This is a genomic window from Leptolyngbya sp. GGD, assembly GCF_026735145.1.
In the GTDB taxonomy this organism is placed as follows: Bacteria; Cyanobacteriota; Cyanobacteriia; order Leptolyngbyales; family Leptolyngbyaceae; genus Leptolyngbya; species Leptolyngbya boryana.
On record NZ_JAPQKE010000002.1, the window covers coordinates 799,483 to 820,631 of the forward strand.

General features: G+C 46.8%; 17 protein-coding genes. 11 read left to right on the forward strand and 6 right to left on the reverse strand.

The window, feature by feature from the left end:
* Positions 1–114: 114 nt before the first annotated feature.
* The 5 genes from OU814_RS12615 (at position 115) to OU814_RS12635 (ending at position 4,921) form a co-directional block, all read left to right on the forward strand.
* A complete protein-coding gene (locus tag OU814_RS12615; RefSeq protein WP_268183265.1) occupies positions 115–1,152 on the forward strand; it encodes a type II secretion system protein N in 1,038 nt (345 codons plus the stop codon).
* Between the two features lie 50 nt (positions 1,153–1,202).
* Positions 1,203–1,766, forward strand: coding sequence for a TIGR04376 family protein (locus OU814_RS12620; protein ID WP_017286303.1), 564 nt, complete (start codon positions 1,203–1,205; stop codon positions 1,764–1,766).
* Between the two features lie 139 nt (positions 1,767–1,905).
* Positions 1,906–2,655: a proteasome-type protease gene (locus OU814_RS12625; protein WP_026148415.1), complete on the forward strand. Its 750-nt coding sequence runs from the start codon at positions 1,906–1,908 to the stop codon at positions 2,653–2,655.
* 39 nt (positions 2,656–2,694) lie between these two features.
* The gene (locus OU814_RS12630) at positions 2,695–4,011 is read left to right on the forward strand and encodes an ATP-binding protein (RefSeq protein WP_268183268.1); all 1,317 of its coding nucleotides are present in this window, start codon (positions 2,695–2,697) and stop codon (positions 4,009–4,011) included.
* A gap of 163 nt (positions 4,012–4,174) precedes the next feature.
* The gene (locus OU814_RS12635; RefSeq protein ID WP_017286306.1) at positions 4,175–4,921 is read left to right on the forward strand and encodes a superoxide dismutase; all 747 of its coding nucleotides are present in this window, start codon (positions 4,175–4,177) and stop codon (positions 4,919–4,921) included.
* An 8-nt stretch (positions 4,922–4,929) separates the two neighbouring features.
* Here the strand turns inward: OU814_RS12635 and OU814_RS12640 are convergent, their stop codons facing one another.
* From OU814_RS12640 to OU814_RS12655, 4 genes are all read right to left on the reverse strand, one after another.
* Positions 4,930–5,325, reverse strand: a complete 396-nt coding sequence (locus tag OU814_RS12640; RefSeq protein ID WP_017286307.1) for a response regulator — start codon at positions 5,323–5,325, stop codon at positions 4,930–4,932.
* A gap of 246 nt (positions 5,326–5,571) precedes the next feature.
* The gene (gene rbsK / locus OU814_RS12645) at positions 5,572–6,498 is read right to left on the reverse strand and encodes a ribokinase (protein WP_268183271.1); all 927 of its coding nucleotides are present in this window, start codon (positions 6,496–6,498) and stop codon (positions 5,572–5,574) included.
* A 28-nt stretch (positions 6,499–6,526) separates the two neighbouring features.
* A complete protein-coding gene (locus OU814_RS12650) occupies positions 6,527–7,204 on the reverse strand; it encodes a class I SAM-dependent methyltransferase (protein ID WP_017286309.1) in 678 nt (225 codons plus the stop codon).
* Positions 7,205–7,209: 5 nt separating this feature from the next.
* Positions 7,210–7,389, reverse strand: coding sequence for a hypothetical protein (locus OU814_RS12655; protein WP_017286310.1), 180 nt, complete (start codon positions 7,387–7,389; stop codon positions 7,210–7,212).
* Between the two features lie 200 nt (positions 7,390–7,589).
* Here OU814_RS12655 and OU814_RS12660 point away from each other — a divergent pair, with 200 nt between their 5' ends.
* The 5 genes from OU814_RS12660 (at position 7,590) to OU814_RS12680 (ending at position 15,959) form a co-directional block, all read left to right on the forward strand.
* Positions 7,590–10,133, forward strand: coding sequence for a mannose-1-phosphate guanyltransferase (locus OU814_RS12660; RefSeq protein ID WP_086371047.1), 2,544 nt, complete (start codon positions 7,590–7,592; stop codon positions 10,131–10,133).
* Positions 10,134–10,275: 142 nt separating this feature from the next.
* Positions 10,276–10,731, forward strand: a complete 456-nt coding sequence (locus OU814_RS12665) for a single-stranded DNA-binding protein (RefSeq protein ID WP_190647108.1) — start codon at positions 10,276–10,278, stop codon at positions 10,729–10,731.
* Positions 10,732–10,761: 30 nt separating this feature from the next.
* Positions 10,762–11,943, forward strand: coding sequence for an AGE family epimerase/isomerase (locus OU814_RS12670; RefSeq protein WP_268183275.1), 1,182 nt, complete (start codon positions 10,762–10,764; stop codon positions 11,941–11,943).
* Between the two features lie 237 nt (positions 11,944–12,180).
* Positions 12,181–14,652 carry an MASE1 domain-containing protein gene (locus tag OU814_RS12675; protein WP_268183277.1) on the forward strand — a complete coding sequence of 824 codons (2,472 nt, stop codon included), beginning with the start codon at positions 12,181–12,183 and terminating at the stop codon, positions 14,650–14,652.
* Positions 14,649–15,959, forward strand: a complete 1,311-nt coding sequence (locus OU814_RS12680) for a sensor histidine kinase (protein WP_268183279.1) — start codon at positions 14,649–14,651, stop codon at positions 15,957–15,959. Before OU814_RS12675 ends, OU814_RS12680 begins: the two co-directional genes overlap by 4 nt.
* 283 nt (positions 15,960–16,242) lie before the next feature.
* Here OU814_RS12680 and OU814_RS12685 read toward each other — a convergent pair whose 3' ends face one another.
* Positions 16,243–17,571, reverse strand: a complete 1,329-nt coding sequence (locus OU814_RS12685) for an acetamidase/formamidase family protein (protein WP_268183282.1) — start codon at positions 17,569–17,571, stop codon at positions 16,243–16,245.
* Positions 17,572–17,824: 253 nt separating this feature from the next.
* Between OU814_RS12685 and msrB the strand changes: the two genes are divergently transcribed.
* On the forward strand, positions 17,825–18,241 hold the full coding sequence (msrB, locus tag OU814_RS12690) for a peptide-methionine (R)-S-oxide reductase MsrB (RefSeq protein ID WP_017286317.1): 417 nt from the start codon (positions 17,825–17,827) through the stop codon (positions 18,239–18,241).
* A gap of 90 nt (positions 18,242–18,331) precedes the next feature.
* On the opposite strand, the gene OU814_RS12695 is transcribed toward msrB, so the two are convergent.
* Positions 18,332–21,013, reverse strand: coding sequence for a beta strand repeat-containing protein (locus tag OU814_RS12695; RefSeq protein WP_268183285.1), 2,682 nt, complete (start codon positions 21,011–21,013; stop codon positions 18,332–18,334).
* Positions 21,014–21,149: the final 136 nt, after the last annotated feature.

Sequence of the window (21,149 nt, forward strand, 5' to 3'; positions counted from 1 at the left end):
ACTCGAAAAACCGATCGTGAAACCCACGATCGCGGCAAAAAATCGCCTACTGAAAATCGATCCCATTGTTCTGGTTTCCAGAAAGTCCACATATCCGCCCTTGCACTCAAAGCTATGCCTCAAAACATCAGCGGCGCACTCGTTGCAACTCAACCCTCGATTCAAGTCGATGCCTACGCCGATCGACTCATGGATGATTTGTTTGAGGATGTGGAAGATCTCCTCTCCGGCAGCGTTCCCCCACCTGAACCGATTCGGGCGCAACCGCAGAAATCACCCGAAATCGTCATGCCTCCCGCACTTTCCTCGATCGTGCCGCGTTCCACAGCATCCCTGCCCCGCTTACCTCAATGGAATTCGGCAGGTTCCATGCCCGAAATGGATGAACTGATCGCAGCAGAACCGCTCAAGCCTCACAGCAATCGACTTCTGAAATTTCTGACGATCGCATTCGGCTTAACGGCAATCGCTGCCGCTTCAGCGTGGCTGATTCAACGAGGAACAATTCAGCGATGGTTCACAATCGCGACCCAAGAACCCTCTGCGATCGCAACTTCCACCACGATTAAAACACCTGCGAAAGATACAAACGCCCAATTTGCAAAATACATGCAGCGATCGCTCGAAACTATCGATCGCAAAGCTGCAAATAAGCCGACAAATCTCACACCCCTTAAGAATAGTCTTCCTCCGGTTGCAGTTGCAGGAAATCCCACTGCATCCAAACTCAATTCGCCAGTCGTGATCAATGTTCCTTCTGTTTCCAGTCCGATGCCCGTTGGCACAGCCGTCAGTAAAAATCCGCAAGAACTCAACCAAGTTCTCTCTCGGCTTTCTTCTGCGCTAGAGCGTTTATCGATCAATCCAGCCAGTAATCCCTTAGCAACCAAACCAAACGCTCCAGTGGCTCCAGTCATCCTGCCGAGTCAAGCTCCAGCAGCAGAACCTCAGCGATTATTACGCGGCATCGCGATCGCGACTGACCCCACCCAATCTGCAATTTTATTTGAAATGAATGGTGTGACTCAGCGCTATTACATTGGTGAGAGCATTGGGTCGAGCGGATGGAGCGTCGTCGATATTGACAATAATTACGTCACGGTGCGACGGAATGGCGAGGTTCGATCGCTCTCGATCGGACAAAAACTTTAGAATAGGGCAGGGGAGAATTCTTCCTCTGTCCCTTTCTCTTGGAGCAGTTTATGGGTTTGTTCGACGATCTTGGGCGTTTTCTAGAAACTCGCATCGATGAGTTTTTGAAGAACAATCCGCAGCTTGAATTACAAGCACTCGAAGAGAAGCTGTATGAACAAGAACAGGAAACGCGCCGATTGTTAGCAGATTTGCGGTTGCGAGAAAAACAAGTCGAAGCAGAAATTTTGACGACAGCGCAAGAAATTCAGCGCTGGCATGTGCGAATTGAGAAAGCAAGAACAGCAGGACGCAAGGATTTAGCAGAACCAGCCGAGGCACATGAAGCTTCGCTCTTACGCGAAGGCAATCAGAAATGGGGACAAATGCAAGTTCTCAAAGAACGGATTCAGCAGACAGAAGAGTTACAGAAAAAAATCCAGATTCGACGACAAGAATTGCAGACTGAGATCAAACAGGTGAAAGCAACCCAAGCCGCTCAAGCTTCACAACGCTGGGCAGTCGATGGCTGGAATCAGAGTGCAACTAAGATCGATGACCCGTTAGAGCAGAAGTTTCAGCAGTGGGAAACGCAGGAAGAGTTGGAGGAGATGAAGCGGAAGATGGGGAGATAGGGAGAGGAATTCTGTTTGCAATTGTAAATGCTAAATAAGAGTAGGGAGTAGGGAGTAGGAAGCTACCAAAGGAACACCCCCACTCCCCACTCCCCACTTCATCGTAGAGTAGTGCTAATAGACTTTTTACTCTACCCGTATGACTTATTGCCTTGGGATTCTCACAAAAGAAGGACTCGTAATGGCGGCAGACTCTCGAACGAATGCGGGAGTCGATTACATCTCGACCTATCGGAAACTCTTTGACTTCTCGATCGACAACGATCGCACCATCTTGCTCTGCACATCTGGCAATTTGTCGATCACGCAGTCCGCTTTGACTTTAATGCAGCAAGACATCACCGCAAAAGCAGAAGTCAGCCTGCACACATTGCCGAGCATGTTTGAAATTGCGCGGTATATCGGCAACATGATTCGTCAAGTTCAGGAACAAAATCGCCCCTGGCTTGAGAAAGATGGCATTGATTACAACTGCACCGTGCTCCTCGGCGGACAGATTCGCGGTTCAGAGCCAGAACTATTCATGATTTATAGTCAAGGCAATTTCATTCAAGCCTCGAAAGAAAAGCCTTTTTTGCAGATTGGCGAGGCGAAATATGGCAAACCGATTCTCGATCGTGTCTTGTCCTTTGAAACCTCGATCGAATCAGCTGCGAAATGTGCGCTGTTATCGATCGATTCGACCATGATTTCTAACATTTCAGTCGGCCCGCCCATCAACTTAGTCATGTATGAGGCGAATAGTTTCAAAGTTCGATATCGCCTGAGCTTAAACATTGATGCGCCTTACTTAACTCAGATTCGCCAACAATGGGGAAAATGTCTCAACGAAGCGTTTGAGCAGATGCCGAACATTGATTGGCAGCATTACTTGAACGGGGACACATAATTAGTGTTACTGTGAATTTCTGAAATTCTTTGGTTCTCTATGTCTCAACCTAAACTTACTAAGCGCGTTTCCACTGCTCTCGTCAATGCTCTGAGTGCAGGAGTTGTGCCACGTGTCGGTTTAGAGCATATTGCAGTCGGACGAGAAAAAGAGATTGCAGCCATTCGGCAGGATTTTGAGCATGTGGCAAATGGCGGAGCCGCATTTCGATTTGTGATTGGACGATATGGAGCCGGGAAAAGCTTTACCCTGCAATTGATTCGCAATCTCGCAATGGAACAGGGATTTGTTGTTGCAGATGCAGATATCACACCCGATCGACGGTTAGTTGGCAGTCAAGGCGCAGGCGTTGCAACTTACCGCGAATTGATGCGAAATTTGGCAACGAAAAGCCGACCGGAAGGTGGTGCGCTCACCCTCATTCTAGAACGCTGGATTGCAGCCATTCAGGCACAGGTGGCTCAGGACACAGGCATGAAGCCGAGTGACGAAGGCTTCGATCAACAGGTAGAAGCTCAGATTCGGTTAGTGACGCAAGATGTTGCAGATTTAGTCAATGGATTTGATTTTGCAACGGTGATCATCGCTTACTGGACAGGCTATCGATCGAATGATGAAGCCAAAAAAGAAGCCGCAATGCGATGGTTACGCGGTGAGTTTTCCACTAAGACCGAAGCTAAAGCAGCTTTGGGAGTCAGAGTCATTATTGATGATGATTCTTGGTATGACTATGTGAAGTTGATCGCTCGATTTGCAGCAGACATTGACTATAAAGGACTGATCATCATTTTGGATGAAGTCATCCACTTGTCGAAGATTTCAACCGCGATCGCGCGTCAAAACAACTATGACAAGCTTCTAGCAATGTTCAATGATGCGATGCAAGGGAAGGTCAGCCATCTGGGAACTTTGATTGGCGGAACCCCTCAGTTTCTCGAAGATCCGAGACGCGGATTGTATAGTGATCCAGCTTGGCAACGTCGCACGGCTGAAAGTCGCGTCATTCAATCCGATGAAGCAGATACAAGTGCGCCTGTGATTCGATTAGAGGCATTAAGTGAACCAGAATTGCAGTTACTTTTGCAGCGAATCTCGATCGTATTTTTCAATCATTACGAGATGCGGAAGCAATTCACTGCTTCTGAAATTTCAACCTTTATCAGTGCAGTCCGCGGCGGAAAAGTCGGCTCTGAGACGCGCCTCACTCCAGGTGAAATTATTCGCGATTTCATGACTGCTTTGAACTTAATCCAGCAGAATCCGAATTTGACCTTGAGCGAATTGATTCAAACTCAGAAGTATCAAACTCCGCCAACGTCAACCGAACAGGATGAGTTTGCTGAGTTCACACTTTAAGCTACAGAACGCGCTGTATCAGGAACCGTCATAAGCTTTCAACTGCCCTAAGACAGAGGGCTTATGACGATTTCATTAGGACTGTAAAGCGAGGTCACATCAGAACGAAGTTGCCGATCGCCTATGGTATTGTCTGAGTGATTCTAGGAATAGAGAGGTTCTTATGCAAACAACTTTCAGACGTATCCTCATCCTTTTCGTCGGTTTGCTAGTTCCATTGTTTTTTGCTTGTCAGTCTAATAGCCAAGTCGATGCGGCTCCCTCAGCAGCACCACAGTTGAGTGCTTCCCCCGCAAAGCTTGATCCATTGCCTTACGATTATGCTGCCCTAGAGCCTTACATTGATGCTCAAACGATGCGACTTCACCACGATAAGCATCATGCAACTTATGTGAATAACATTAATGAGACTCTAAAGGCTTATCCAGACCTTCAGAAGCAAAGTGTTGATAGTTTAATTCAGAATCTCAACCAGGTTCCGGAGGCAATTCGGACGAAGATTCGCAACAACGGCGGCGGACATGTCAATCACACGATGTTCTGGCAGATTATGGCTCCAAAAGCTGGAGGCACGCCGACTGGGGCTGTCGCAAAAGCAATTGATCAAACCTTCGGAAGTTTTGATGCATTTAAACAGCAGTTCAATAAAGCTGGAGCCGATCGCTTTGGCAGTGGATGGGCGTGGCTCGTCAGCGATCGCCAAGGAAAGCTCAGCATCACTTCAACCGCAAACCAAGATAATCCCCTGATGAGCAATCCTAATGCCTATCCGATTTTAGGCAATGATGTTTGGGAACATGCTTACTACCTGAAGTATCAGAATCGTCGCGCAGAATATCTAACCAACTGGTGGAATGTTGTGAATTGGCAAGCAGTCAATCAACGCTACGCGCAAGCGCAGAGAAAGTAATCATCGGTTTAAGCATCCGGCGGGAAAGCCAAGCAATATTGCTGAACCAGCCGGATGAGTTCCAAAGGATCAACGGGCTTAGTCAGGTAGTCATTAAATCCGGATCTGAGCGCAGCCTGGCGGTCTTCTTCACGCGCATAAGCAGTCAGCGCGATCGCAGGAAGCGTTTCACCTTTGGGGAGTTCGCGCACCCGCCCGATTAGCTCAAAGCCGTCCATTTCAGGCATCGCAACGTCACTGACTAATAGCTTTGGAAGTTCTCTTTCAAGTAGGGATAATGCTTCCTTCGCGTTGGGCGCAACGGTAACGATCGCACCTTCATCTTCAAGCATGAATCGAAGCAAATCCCTAGTATCGGGATCATCATCGACGACTAAAATATCCATCTGCGCCAGGGTTTGCATGTATGGTCAACCTACGGAAAATGGGCTTCAGAGGGACTCCCGATCTGAAGACAATCTCTAACCTATGCCTTACGATAGTTCATCGCTTCTATCTCTAGACTGAAAACAAGTTAGCTCTCTCCCAAGCTAGAGCCTCTGTCTAAATAATTTTTCTAAACTTGATTTTATCTACTCTCCTCTCTATATAAACATTTGATTATCGATATTTGATCAGTAGTCAAAAGCCTTCCCTGAGTCAAATTTGACTCAGGGTTTTGTTTGTTTACGCAAGAAATCGTCTAGGGTTGCTCGATCGCTCAGTGAGGATTGCGCGCCAGATTTTGTCGTTGACAAGGCTCCCGATGCCGCTCCCCATCGCACTGCTTCCCACATTGGATGCCCCTCAGCTAATGCGACTGCTAACCCCGCATTAAATGCATCTCCAGCCGCAACCGTGTCAATTGCTACAACCGGAAAAACTGGCATAAAGAAGCGATCGTCTTCGGTTGCACAATAGACACCTTGAGCGCCCATTTTGATAATCACGGTCTTCGTTCCTCGCTGTTGCAGAATTTCGGCGGCTCGTTTGGCATCCGCTTGAGTATGAATTGGAAATCCGACAAGCTGTTCTGTTTCAGTGGCATTCGGGGTAATGATGTCGATCGCACCGTACAATTCATCTGGAAAAACGGCAGGAGCGGGAGCAGGATCAAGAATGACAGTTGCCCCAATTGCTTTAGCAGAACGTGCCGCAGTTTGAACGATCTCGAACGGAATTTCAAGCTGAAGCAATAAAATCGACGAATCCGTCAGCATTAAGCGATCGAGGTCAGATTGATCGACGTTTCCATTCGCACCGGGAATCACGATGATGTGATTTTCGCTCCGGTCATCTACCGCGATCATGGCAACTCCAGACGAGGTTGAACGATCGATGAAAATGCGATCGCTTTGCACTCCAGCCGCTTTTAAACTCGCTAACAATTCTTGTCCAAACGCATCATCACCAACTCGCCCAACCATCTGACTGGAGCCACCCAGTTTTGCAACTGCAACCGCTTGATTTGCGCCTTTCCCACCCGGAACAGTTGAGAATGAATACCCAGTTAGGGTTTCTCCAGGCTTGGGTAATTTTGGAACTCGGGCGACGAGATCCATGTTGATACTACCGAAGGTGAAAATAGGTCGAGACATAATTGCGCCTGCTGAATTCTGAAGCGTTCTAAAAAGTCACTTTATGCAACTGAAATAGCTCTCCGGGGAGCGTTTTGACAATCTTGCCTCCTTCAGACTGGATCAGCTTCTTCCAATCCGCGAGCGATTCCAAAAAGACCTCTGTACCTAGATAAGTCTCCAAAATTGCCCAACTCTCAGCCAAAGCGGCATCCGGATCGAGCACATCAAACACAAACACTCCGCCCGGTTTGAGCACTCGTTTCACTTCCGTCACAACCGACTGCCAGTAATCCACATCTGAATAGCAACTTACCCCAGTCGAAACCACCAGATCAAACTGAGCCGCATCATACTCTAACTGATGCGCCGCCCCAAGTTTCACGCCTCGAAACAGCTTTGAGTTTAACTGGGGGGCACGAGTATTCATCGCGTCACAGGCGACCTTACTCACGTCTTGTCCCGCGTAGTAAGCATTCCAGTCGCGCCAGTTATAGACAAAAAAACCAACGCCACAGCCGATATCTAAGCAGCGTTGATTTTTTTGCGGCTGAGCAAGTTGCCAAAATGGAGAAGTCACTTTTGCTTGTAGCGTTCCCGCGACTCGATCGCGAAAAATCGGCATCGCTTCAACTTCGGCGGGCAAATCAAACGCCTCTCCTCGATACTCGCGATTAAAGCGTTCGGCGATCGCGACAATTCGTGGACTCCAATCCTGTACGCTCAATGTTTTTAACCTTTCAATGCACGGGTGAAATTTTGACGATAAGACCGATTAAACACTAAGGCGGGCCACAGCAGTGCTAAATAAATTTTGCCTTGGCTAAAGTTGGTGCGGCGAAATCCCTTCCAAAAGCGATAGACACCGACGACATAAACCGCTAAGGCGACAAATAGGAATAGCTTTACCATACCGGAATCCTTCAAATTCGTGATGTCAAGATTCTAGCAATTGGAGTGGGGAGTGGGGAGATGGGGGAGTGGGGAGATGTATTTCTACTCCCTACTCCCTACCTTCTTCCAATTGCTAATAATTGTGAGGGAGGTTGCCCGAAAAAAGCTAGCACTGTCAAATTAGGTAAAGATGCGATCGATTACTTTAAGGAGATTCTATGCGAGCGGTGCTAATGGCAGGCGGATCGGGAACTCGACTCAGACCGCTCACCTGTGATCTGCCAAAACCGATGGTTCCAATTTTGAATCGTCCGATCGCTGAGCACATTATTGATCTGCTAAAGCGACATCAGATCCGAGAAATAATCGCGACACTCCACTATCTGCCAGATGTGATGCGCGATTATTTTCAAGATGGCAGCGAGTTTGGTGTGCAGATGACCTATGCGGTTGAAGAAGATCAACCCCTTGGAACAGCAGGCTGTGTCAAAAATATTGCAGAGTTACTGGATGATACTTTTTTAGTCATTAGCGGCGATAGTATTACCGATTTTGACCTCACTGCTGCGATCGAATTTCATTACCGGAAAGGATCAAAAGCAACGTTGATTTTGACTCGGGTGCCCAATCCGATCGAATTTGGCGTGGTAATCACCGATGAAAATGCGAGTATTAAACGCTTCCTCGAAAAGCCGTCGAGTAGTGAAATCTTCTCAGATACCGTCAATACGGGGATTTACATTCTTGAACCAGAAGTTCTGCAATATCTACCAGAAAATGAAGAGGCGGATTTTTCAAAGGATCTGTTTCCACTGTTGCTCGACAAGGGCGAACCGATGTATGGCTACGTCGCAGACGGGTACTGGTGCGATGTCGGGCATTTAGACGCGTATCGGGAAGCGCAATATGCTGGACTTTCCCGCCGAGTGAAATTAGAGTTCGCCTATGTTGAGCGATCGCCCGGACTATGGGTTGGAGAGAATACTTATCTTGATCCCACTGCCAAAATTGAAACTCCCGTGATTATTGGCAACAACTGCCGCATCGGGTCGCGTGTCACCATCGAAGCCGGAACCGCGATCGGGGATAACGTGACGATTGGGAACGAAGCAGATTTGAAGCGCCCGATCATTTGGAATGGTGCAATGATTGGCGATGAGGTGCATCTCAGGGCTTGTGTGATTGCACGCGGGGCGAGAATTGATCGACGATCGCATGTGTTAGAAGGCGCAGTGGTCGGCCCGCTCTCATCGGTGGGAGAAGAAGCGCTGATTAGTCCCAATGTCCGGGTGTGGCCGAGTAAGAGCGTTGAAGCTGGGGCGACGCTGAATACGAATTTGATTTGGGGATATACCGCACATCGGAATCTATTCGGACAGCGAGGCGTTTCGGGCTTAGCAAATGTCGATGTGATTCCAGAATTTGCCGTGAAGTTAGGAGCGGCATACGGTTCGACTTTGAAACCGGGATCACAAGTCACCGTTTCGCGGGATCAAAGAACCATTTCGCGAATGGTATCTCGATCGATGATTGCCGGATTAATGTCCGTCGGGATCAATATCCAAAATCTTGAAGCTACAGCAATCCCAGTTGCGCGATCGGTGGTTCCAACCTTAGGAGTCGCGGGAGGATTGCATATTCGGATTCATCCTGATAAGTCAGATCATATTGTGATTGAGTTCTTCGATCGCAACGGGATCAACGTCTCGAAAGCGATCGAGAAAAAGATCGAAGGAGCATTTTTCAAAGAAGATTTTCGTCGTGCTCCGATTCATGAAATTGGCGGCGTTGTGAATGTGCATCAAGCGCTCGATATCTATAGCCGAGGATTTGAGCGACATCTGAATATTCAAGCCATCCAGACCAGCAGTTCAAAAGTGATCATCGATTATGCCTATGCGGTTTCGGGTGCAGTCTTACCGCAATTATTGGCAAAATTTGGCTGTGATGCGGTGGTCTTAAATGCAAGTCTGACGCAAACTGCGCCATCATTAAACGATCGAGAAACGCTGCTCAATCAATTAGGTCACGTTGTCGAAGCGTTGAAAGCAACCTTTGGAGTACAAGTTTCAGCCAACGGTGAGCAATTCATCTTAGTCGATGAAACGGGCAGTCCCATCCGAGGAGAAACGCTTACGGCTTTGATGGTCGATATGATTTTGACCGCCCATCCCCGTGGAACAGTGGTTGTTCCCGTTCATGCGTCGAGCGCGATCGAGCAAATTGCCCGTCGTCACGATGGCAAAGTAGTTCGCACTAAAGCGAACCCGACTGCGTTAATGGAAGCCTGTCATGCCCATTCCAGCACGGTCTTAGGCGGAAGTGGCGAGATGGGCTTTATCTTCCCGCAATTACATCCTGGCTTTGATGCAATGTTCTGCATTGCGAAACTGATCGAGATGTTAACGTTGCAGGATCGCACGTTGGCACAGATTCGATCAGAATGTCCGCGAGTGTCCCATAAAACCTATTCGGTACGCTGTCCCTGGACAGTCAAAGGCGCATTAATGCGGCATTTAGTCGAAAGCCATCCCGCAGAAATGTTAGAGACGTTCGACGGGGTAAAGATTTTCAACCCAGAACGCAGTGATAGCTGGGTGCTAATTTTACCGGATGCAACAGAGCCATTAATTCACGTCTATGCCAATAGCCCAAATCGCGGTTGGGTCGATGAAACACTGCGAGAATATCGCTTACGAGTTCAGGAATTTGTCTATCAAGAACAAGGGATTGAGGAGGCAAGGGTAGAGCATGTGTACTAAAATGTAGAGAGTAGGGGAGTTGGGGGTAGGGAGAGAAAACGAAACACATCTCCCTACTCCCAACTCCCCACCTCCCAAAATCGATTCGTAACAACCCATCGATCAACTGTAGAATAACGTTCACTCACTTTCTCACAGGTCTATGAACAGCATCATTCTGTTGGCGGACATTGTTCAAGAACCGCAACTGCGATACACCTCAGATAATCAAACCGCGATCGCTGAGATGCGTATCGAATTTTCTGGCTTGCGTCCTGAAGATCCGCCCACCAAATTGAAAGCGGTCGGTTGGGGCAATTTGGCACAGGAAATTCAGGCAAATTATCACGAAGGCGATCGCGTGATTCTTGAAGGTCGGTTGACCATGAATACCGTTGATCGTCCTGAAGGATTTAAAGAAAAGCAGGCTGAATTAACGATTCAGAAAATTTATGCATTGAATGGAGCTTCGGTATCGAGTTCTGTGACAGCGGCAGCGCCAGTTGCAACGCCGAGCGCACCTGCTCCCGTGGCAAGCGCGGCTCCGAAACGTGCGGCAAAAGCTCCAGCGGCTCCAGCATTAGAATCACAGCCTGAATTAGACGACATTCCGTTCTAAGATAAAAGGCGGATTTTTAGGAGACACAGTATGGAGCGCGATTTTCGGCAACTAGCAGACCTGTACAAAACTGCGCTCCTCGATAACGTCCTGCCATTTTGGGAACAGTACTCGATCGATACTGAATGCGGTGGCTACTTTACTTGTCTCGATCGCACTGGCAAGGTGTATGACACCGATAAATTTATCTGGCTGCAAAATCGCCAAGTGTGGACATTCTCCATGCTCTGTAATCGTCTAGAAAAGCGCTCCAGTTGGCTCGACATTGCAGAACATGGAGCAAAATTTTTAGCCAATCACGGGCGAGATCCGGAGGGAAATTGGTATTTCTCATTGAATCGATCAGGTCAACCTCTGATTCAGCCCTACAACATTTTTTCAGATTGCTTTGCGGCAATGGCGTTTAGTCAGTTCGCACTCGCATCGGGTCAGGATTGGGCGCGCGAGGTCGCACTTCAGGCATATCAAAATGTGTTGCGCCGTCAAACCAATCCAAAAGGAAATTACAACAAAGCTTATCCAGGAACGCGATCGCTCAAAGGCTTATCTGTTCCGATGATTCTCGCGAATCTCACTTTGGAAATGGAGTGGCTCCTTCCAAAAACAACGCTCGATCAAGTCCTCGAAGCCACAGTTCAAGAGGTGATGACCGACTTTTTAGACGAGAATCTCCTCTATGAAAACGTTGCTCCAGATGGTTCCCATGTCGATTGCTTTGAAGGTCGCGTGATTAATCCCGGTCATGGGATTGAAGCAATGTGGTTCATGATGGATATTGCCCATCGCAGCAATAATCTCAACTTGATCAATCAATGCATTGATGTGGTCATCCGTACTCTCAATTTTGCCTGGGATCAAAAGTACGGCGGAATCTACTACTTTCTGGATGTAAAAGGTCATCCACCGCAGCAACTAGAGTGGGATCAGAAACTTTGGTGGGTTCATGTTGAGACACTCGTTGCGTTAGTCATGGGATACCGCTTGACTGGGCGTTCTGACTGTTGGAAGTGGTATCAGAAAGTCCATGACTATAGTTGGTCACATTTTGCCGATGCAGAGTATGAAGAATGGTTTGGCTATCTCGATCGACGAGGTGAAGTCTTACTCAATCTCAAAGGTGGCAAGTGGAAAGGATGTTTTCATATTCCACGATCGATGTATCTCTGCTGGCAAGAATTTGAAGCGTTGGATCAAGCTGAAAAATTCTCCTGAATTCGAGGATACTCAACCATGAGCTTGGTTACTAAATATGCAAATCAGTCAATCTTGATGCAACGGAATCACGTTAACTATGGGCTGCTCAGGGGCACACTCTAAGTATTCTTAGATGCCCGCTAAGCCCCAGGGGCGTAGATAACGAAATCATGAGCTTGTTCAATAGATTTTTCGTTGCCTCTTGTAGTACAGGGTCCTGCTTGGCGACCAGAAGACCCTACCCACAAGAGAGTTATGCAACAGAGTGTTCCACGAAGAAAGTTTCTACCTGTTTTGAACTGGACTGTTTTTCTTGTAGCCCTGGCTCTCGGCCCAATTCACTACGGTCTGGTTAAATTGGGTGGAGCGTTGTCCTACCAAGGGGCATACACAGCACTCTGGCCGTCTTCTGGTGTTTTTCTGATTGCAGTTTTACTGCTGGGTTATCGGATTTGGCCTGCCTTGTTACTGATAGACTGGCTTTGCAATTGTTTACTTTTCTATCCTGATAATCCGCTGCTGAGTGCGATCACTGCCACAGGCGACCTCTCTGATGCCTTGGTGACGGCATTTTTGATTCGCAAGTTTATCAGACGCGAAAATCCTCTGGAGCGATCGCACGACATTTTCCGATTTGTGTTGCTGTTGATGGTGAACCCAGTCCTAAGTTCCACCATTGCTACGGGAGCATTATGTTTTTACGGAATCACACCGTGGACAGATTTTCTGTTTACTTGGCGAACCTGGTACATGGCTGTATTCGCTGGGATGTTGATTATTGCTCCAGTTGGCTTGTCCTGGTTCTATTCTTTCAAATCGTGGGGAAGTTTTAAGGGAGCTTATGCCGCAACAGTAACTAGAGTCACTCGTAACCAAAAACAAAAGCTGATTGAATTTACCTTCCTGTTACTGCTCTCCATTGCTGTGAGTCGAGTTGCATTTTGGGGAGGCTATCCAATCGAATATATGATGATTCCTCTTCTAATTTGGGCAGCCTTTCGGTTTGAACCACGGGAAGCAACTCTTTTAGTACTCGTCGTTTCTGTTATTTCAACGTTTGGAACTGCTCGTGGATTTGGCTCTTTTGCTAGAGAATCTGTTACACAATCCCTGAGTCTTCTACAATCTTTTATCTGTGTTCTTTCCGTCACAACCTTGGTTTTGTGTGCTGTACTCGCAGAAAACCGCAGAGCTAATATTCAATTACAGCAAGCCAACGATGATCTAGAACTTCGAGTCGAAGAAAGAACGATGGAGTTAAGGGAGGCCAAACTCCTTGCCGATCGCGCGAATCAGGCTAAGAGCGAGTTTTTGGCCAATATGAGCCATGAGTTGCGTACCCCGCTTAACGGTATTCTGGGCTACGCTCAAATTCTCCGGGCTAAACATTCAAATCATACAGATCACAAAGCGATTGAAACCATTTACCAGTGTGGTTCCTATTTATTGGTGTTAATCAACGATATTCTTGATCTCTCCAAAATCGAAGCCAGAAAAATGGAGCTTTTCCCAAAAGATTTGCATTTTCCATCTTTTTTGGAAGGGGTGATTGAGATTTGTCGGATCAAGGCAGAGCAAAAAGGGATTACGTTTTCCTATCAACCTGACATTCATCTCCCTAATGGAATTCATGCGGATGAGAAACGGTTACGTCAGGTTTTGATTAATTTGTTGAGCAACGCAATTAAATTCACAGACCAAGGGGAGGTTAGCTTTACCGTCCAAGTTGAGCATGGGATCAATTCAGCGATTTGGCAGGAAGCTGAAGATCACCCTCGCAAACGACTCAAAATTCGCTTCCAGGTCAAAGATACCGGGGTAGGAATGTCTCCTGAGCAGTTAGAAAAGATCTTTTTGCCGTTTGAGCAGGTTGGCAGTTCTGCGAAGCAAAGTGAAGGAACAGGGCTGGGATTAGCGATTAGCAAAAAAATCGTAACTCTGATGGAAAGCACGATCGAAGTGCAGAGCGAGCCTGGAAAAGGCAGCACTTTCTGGTTTGAGGTCGTGTTACCCGAAGCGCTGGAATGGAGAAATACGTCTAGAACAACACAGTTTGGAGAGATTAAGGGATTTGAAGGAAAGACACAGAAGATATTAGTCGTAGATGATCGCTGGGAGAATCGCTCAGTCATCCGACATTTGTTGGAGCCAATTGGATTTGAAGTTTTTGAGGCAAATCATGGCGAGGAGGGTTTGGCGATCGCTACTCAAATTCACCCTGATTTAATCATTTCAGATTTAGCGATGCCCATTATGGACGGATGGACTATGGTGAAATGCCTCCGCCAGTCTGCTGAATTGCAAAATACCATCGTCATTGCATCATCTGCCAGTGTTTTTGATTTTGATCGTCAGGAAGCGATCGATGCAGGCTGTGATAATTTCCTACCCAAGCCTGTACAAGCTGATGAATTACTCAGGCAACTGCAACAACTGCTCCATCTGCAATGGATTTATCAACCCGCTGATCAAATTTCTGAGATAGCAGCTCAACCCGCTGAAACAGAACTGATCATTCCACCTGCTGCCGAACTCGAAGACCTTTATGAAGCTGTGAAACGATGTCGGGTCGTCACGATTCAAGCAGAGGCTCAACGATTGCAGCAAATAAATCCTCAATATAGTGCTTTTGCCAGTAAAGTTTTAGCCCTCGTAGATGAATTTGAGATTGATGCGATCGCTCAATTGATGCAGCCCACTCTGATCCATAACAGTTTAGAACCATGAATATGACAGCTTCAAATTCCATATTGATCGTCGATGATACTCCCAACAACATCAAAATCTTGCTGGATGTTCTCAATAATGTAGGATTCGATGTTTCTGTAGCTAAAAGTGGTGAAATCGCCCTTGAGAAGCTACCTTTCATCCAGCCAGATTTGATTCTACTGGATGTGATGATGCCTGGAATTGATGGGTTTGAAACTTGCCGCTGCCTCAAAGCGGATGAGAACACCAAAAATATTCCTGTTATTTTTATGACAGCCCTTTCAGATTCTGTAAACAAGCTTGCAGGATTACGGATGGGAGCAGTTGACTACATCACAAAACCAATAGAAATCGAAGAGGTTTTAGCCCGCATCAATATTCAATTGAAGCTTAAAAATACACAGAAATCATTGATCAATGAGATTGAAGAACGACGGCAAACAGAGGCAAAATTAAAAGAAGCTTTACTCGATCTAAGACACACTCAAACGCAGCTAGTTCAAGCTGAAAAAATGTCGAGTTTGGGGCGACTTGTTGCTGGAATTGCCCATGAAATCAATAACCCAATTAGCTTCATTTACGGCAATCTCCGTCATACTCATCAGTATGCTCAAGAACTAATTGAACTCTTACAACTTTATCAACGAAAGTTTCCAACATCTGATAGCGAAATTCAAGCCAAAAGCGAAGAAGCCGATTTGGAATTCATATTGAATGACTTTCCGAAGTTATTGGCTTCTATGAAAGTGGGAATAGAACGCATCCGAGAAATTGTTTTATCCTTGCGTGTTTTCTCGCGTTTAGACGAAGCAGGCTTGAAGGAAGTAGATATTCATCAAGGGCTTGATAGCACGTTGACACTTTTGGAGCATCGGCTAAAAGCGAACTCACAAGTTTCTAATTCACAAGCTTCTAATATTGAAGTGATTAAAGATTATGGAAACCTGCCCCTTGTGGAGTGCTATGCAGGTCAGCTTAACCAAGTATTTATGAATATTTTAAATAATGCAATTGATGCATTACTAGAAGAAAATCAAAACCAGGCTATTCCAACCATTAAGATTTCTACAGATATTACAGATGATCAATATATCAGTATTCGGATTACGGATAATGGTCCGGGGATCACAGCAGACATAACACAACAAATCTTTGATCCGTTTTTTACTACGAAGCCTGTTGGTGTTGGCACTGGCATGGGGCTGGCTATCAGCTATCAAGTAGTCGTTGAGCGGCATCAAGGGATTTTGGAGTGCCGCTCTCAACCGGGAGAAGGTACGGAATTTTTAATTCAAATCCCCCTCAATCAAAAACCTATTAAGTAGCTCACCCGATGTAAATATAGAATCTCAAAACGCTATGGGTGAACTTATAGTTTTAGAATCCGTATTATGTCCGGCTTGTGGTAGCTCTAACATTGTGAAACATAGAAAATCAGCCGTAGGCAAATAACGCTACAAAGCCGTCACCAGAGCTTGCTCTCGCCATCATTTTTGTGGTTTGATTGCCATGAGCTGCTCAGAGGGCGTTTTAAACGTATAAAAACACCCTCTTAAGCGTTGATTGTTCTAGATTTAGCGGCAAGCCAGCGGCTCAATTCGCAGAAAATCAACTCTTTGCCTTCTTCACCCACAGCGAGCGTGGAAGCAAATTATGAATCGTTCTTGCACCCGGTTCAAGTCGTCCGATTCGCGTATCCATTGCTAAGCTTGCCAAGGCATAGCTATCAATTAAAGACAGTTTTTTCAGATCTGCAATTCGTTCAATCATTTGCATGGCTGAACTATTCATCGCCGCCATTGCATCCGCATTCGTCGCTGTCGTCACATAGCTATCGCGAGTATCTTTGACCGCAGCAGGCGCAACCTTCGGAGTGGGCTGCTTGGGCAGCATACAGTAAGTTCCTTTCACCTGATTCACCACTTCAGCAACATGGCACATGCCATAATCTTGCATGTACTGTCGGGCTTCCTTGCTGCTTAAGCGCTTCCACTCAGAAACAAATTTCACGGTTTCTTCTTCGAGTTTGTCGATCGCTTTGTTTAAATCGCGATCATAGCCCATTGTGATCCAATGCGTCGGTGTCTCAATGCGAGGAAAACTCAACGGCATTTTTTTCATCACTTCAACCGTGATATTCAATTCACTAAAAGCCGTCTCGATCGCCGTTAAATTAATCTCTCCATTGCCTTGCGCTGCGTGAGAATCGCCCGACCATAACAATGCGCCATCGACAAATACAGGCAGATAAATCGTCGTGCCTTGCACAAGCTCTCGACAGTCCAAATTTCCTCCATAAGCACCTGGTGGAACCGTACTATATTGACCACTCTCAGCCCGTGCCACGCCAATAATTCCAGGAAATGGGCGGACTGGAAGTTCAATACCTGGAAGGAATTCAGTCATTCCACGACCCAAATCGAGATAGAAATGTTTGACTTGAGCTTGAGTAAACTTATCTGGAAATTGACCGAGTTTTAAATTGCCCGGTAAGTTCCAATTTGCCCCGTAGCTGCGAGGAACAATGCGGTTGATTTTAATCTTCAAAACATCGCCCGGCATTGCACCTTCAACGAAAATCGGCCCCGTAACCGAGTGAGGGCCTCGACCCGGAAAATCGACCCGAAGTTTGGTAATCGCTTCGATCGAGCTTCCTGGCAAAATCTGATTCAACGATGCCATCATCGTCTCCATCACCACCGTATCCCCGGATTTGATGCGGGCACGAGGCGGTTCTGCATTGTTAAACCAACCCCATTGCACCGTTTCAGAATTTGCTGGAAGCAGATAAACACCGCCTTGATACTGACCCACATAGCCCTGTTGTAGAGCGTTGATTTCAGGGCGTTTAGAAGATTGAGCATTCACGTGAGGAAACATCGATACAGCAGTTGCAGTTGCAGCACTACCTAACAAAAAATCGCGACGCTTTGGCATATCCAGCAATAAATCGTAGAGAAATCCGCCTTACATTATTTCCAGGATTAAGACAGAAAAAATGTATTAATAATTACTGCAACCGAGGACACAATTTCATCTTACAGACAGGCGAGCCTTTTCCAGTTCCTCCAACAGCCTAGCTCGATGTTTCTCGCTGATAGGGCGGGCATCCGTCCTGTCCAGGTTTCATGCAGAGGAACCAGATTTGCTAGACTTACAGAAGAAAAGACACGTGAATTGAGACAGCATTGTGAACACTCAAAACAACTCATTTGAGATCAACAAAACGGAAGAAGAATGGAAGGCTTCTCTGACTCCAGAGCAGTTTCGGGTGTTGAGAAAGCATGGTACAGAACGAGCCGGAACCAGTCCTTTAGATAAGGAATACGGCAAAGGAACATTTAAGTGCGCGGGCTGTGGCACGCCGCTATTTTCGTCTGAAACCAAATTTAATAGCGGGACAGGCTGGCCTAGCTTTTATGCACCGCTCGAGAACGCGATCGAGGTGAGTATTGATCGATCGCTATTTATGACCCGTGTTGAGGTACATTGTGCAAAATGTGGCGGACATTTAGGACATGTATTTGAAGATGGGCCGCGCCCGACTGGACAGCGCTACTGCATGAACGGTGTCGCGCTAGAATTTGTGCCAGAAGGCGAATCTTAATGTGAGAAATTAGAGTTTTCCAAACTCCAATTTCGGTTGGGTGGCTTATTCCTTAGTGCGATCGCAACTTCGAGATCGCACTCAATATTGTTAGGGAGTTGCAGCACAAGTCGCCGTTGAAGAGATCTTTGCAGGTTGGGTTGCGACTATTTCGACCTTTCCAGTTTTGAGATTGCGATACCAAGTTGTGGCTTCCATCAATGCGATTGGTTGAAGCATTGCCTCAGCGTTGTGCTTCGCGTTGATTGCCAGTCTTGGAAAATGAGACAAATCGCGGACATCATTCCAAGTGCGATCGTGCCTTGTATCTTGCATCGGATTGATTGGAACTCCACCCCGTCCGGTGACGACGAAGCTGCTGCCTTGATTAGCAGCACAGGTTGCTGTGATTTGCTGAGTTGGATCGAGGATATCCGTAGACAGTTGAATCAGCCCAGAATTCGGATCAACCCCCGCATTGTTGACTTGAACCGTGCCATTGATGCCAAATTTCGAGCTTGCAGTAATGTCGTTCTCCGGCGTTAAGCGATCGCGATATTGCAGTCCAAGAATGTTCTGAGTTGTGATTTGAATATTTCCGCCACGTCCTTGCTCAGCGTTTGCCACGATGTCACTATTGCCCAGACCCAAAATATTTGGGGCATTGATGGCAATATTGCCGCCTGTAGAAAGCCCTGTCGCACTCGTAATGATCTTACTATTCTGTCTGAGCAAGAGTAATTCTCTTGCCTGAAGTTGAATATTCCCTTGATTTCCCCCGTTCACTTCTGCCTGAAGATTTGCCCCATTTTTGAGCAGAATACTACCTGCACTGAGATTCAGGTTACCTGCATCTCCTGTGCCGCGATTGCTGACCGATAGTTCTGCACCGTCTACTCGGATTATGTCTGCTTGGAGATTGACTGAACCAGCAGCAGAGGAACCAGCCGCTGCAGAAGAAATTGTACTCAGTAAGATACGCCCATCAGATAAAGGTTGAGAGACCCCTTGAACATCAATGTTTTTCGCTTGGAGGATAATGCTGCCCGCAGCTCCTTGCCCTTCTGCTGCACTAGTGATTTGTCCGCCATTGAGGACTCGCAAGTTGTCTGCAGTGAGGTTGATAGTTCCACCTGATCCCACCGCACCATTGCCTAGCGACGCTGTAATACCAGTCAAACTTCTACTAAAGCCATCAATCTTGACATCGCTAACCTGCACATCCTTGGCTCGAATCGTAATACTGCCTGCTGTGCCTTGTGCCCCCGGTCTTGGTCCAAAGAATGTGTTACTCGCTCCTGCCAATTCACTAGTAATCGATCCACCATTGGCTAGGATCAAACTTCCTGTCTCGATCGTAATCTGCCCACTTTGTCCTCTTGCTCCTGCTTCGATCGAAGCGAGTACAGCACTAGTAATTCCGCCATTCGGGTTTATCCCTCGAATTTCAAGGCTCTCCGCAGCCCGAATTGAGACTTCTCCTGCAGTGCCATTCCCGCCCAACAAACTGCTACTGATGCGACTCCCATCAAGCACGCGAACTCGTTGGGCATCCACTGAAACTCGTCCACTCTGATTATTGTTTCTAGCCGTAATCAATGTGCCAATTGAATTAACGATACTTAACGAAAAAGCTGTTTCATATCCCACTAAATCGACATCAGTAGCATGAATTGAAATATCTCCCGTTCTAGAGTTATTACCAGAAGTCGAGGACTGAAGCCAAGCACCATTGGCTAAGCGTAAGCGTAGGGTGTCGATCTTGATATCGCCTGCTCGACCAGTCATGGGTGGTCCTGGTGGTGCCAAAAAGCTAAATTGATTGCCCACCGAGGTGTTGATGCCTGATAAAAGAAGTTGTCCAGGAGAAGACATCCCTAGAAGGTCAACAAATTCTGTCGTCTGAATCGTGATGCCCTTACCTTGTCCAGCCGAGGTTGTGGAACTCATATTCGACCCATCCTGTAAGGTCAATCCCCGACCTCGAACATGGATTGCTCCACCATTTACTCCTCCTGCATCAATGCGTGAACTTTGCCGCAACGAAATATTGCCCCAGTTCGCCTCTGCTGTAGAACTGTTCAGTTGCCAGGGTTGCTTGTTCATAGCAATTTGAGCATTTTGTGCTGCCCACAGTTCAACTTGTCCATCTGGAGCTTTTAATGTCGCACCCGTCAGGTCGATTTGACTCCCTGCTAGGGCAAGAGTTCGTCCAGTCTGAACCTGTAAGCCTGACGCTGGATTCTGAGGTTGTCCTTGCACTTGAATCAATCCGGCATTAGCTCCTAATTGCAATCCAACTGGCACGCTGATCGTAAGTAAAGGCGGCTCTGTTGGATTAGTCACGTGGAACTTCATCCCATCTGCAAAGAAGATGCTATCCGCTGTCGTCGCAGTAAAAGAGCCACTGATATTCAGGGAAGCGTTAGAACCAAAGAGAATTCCGGCAGGATTAATCAGAAATAAATTCACAGCATTGCTGTTGTTGATGGTGCGAATCACGCCATCAATATTTGAGACACTTCCCCCAGTCACGCGACTGAAGATGGTAGAAATGTTAGGCGTATTCATTAGGTCGAAAGTTGCAGAGCCACCTGTGGGAATTGAAAACTCGCGGAAGCTGTGGAAGAGATTGCTGCCTGCTGCGCTGCCGTTGGTTATGGTAAAAGCGTTGCCTGATCGATCCACCTTGCTACCCAGTGTGTTATCCGGTATAATTTGCTGGGCTTTGGCCTGAGTTACGAACGTTAACCAACTGCCGAAGAGTCCAAGGAAAATCAGCAATCTCAGCATGTTTTTTCTCTCGTATGGGGATTAAGCTCAATATGCCCCCATTGAAGCTAAAATTTCTATGATTGAATTCAAAGCACGAGTGATAGTTGTACCGATTTTTTAGTGAAAACTACCATTTTTGCGACACAATCCCAAC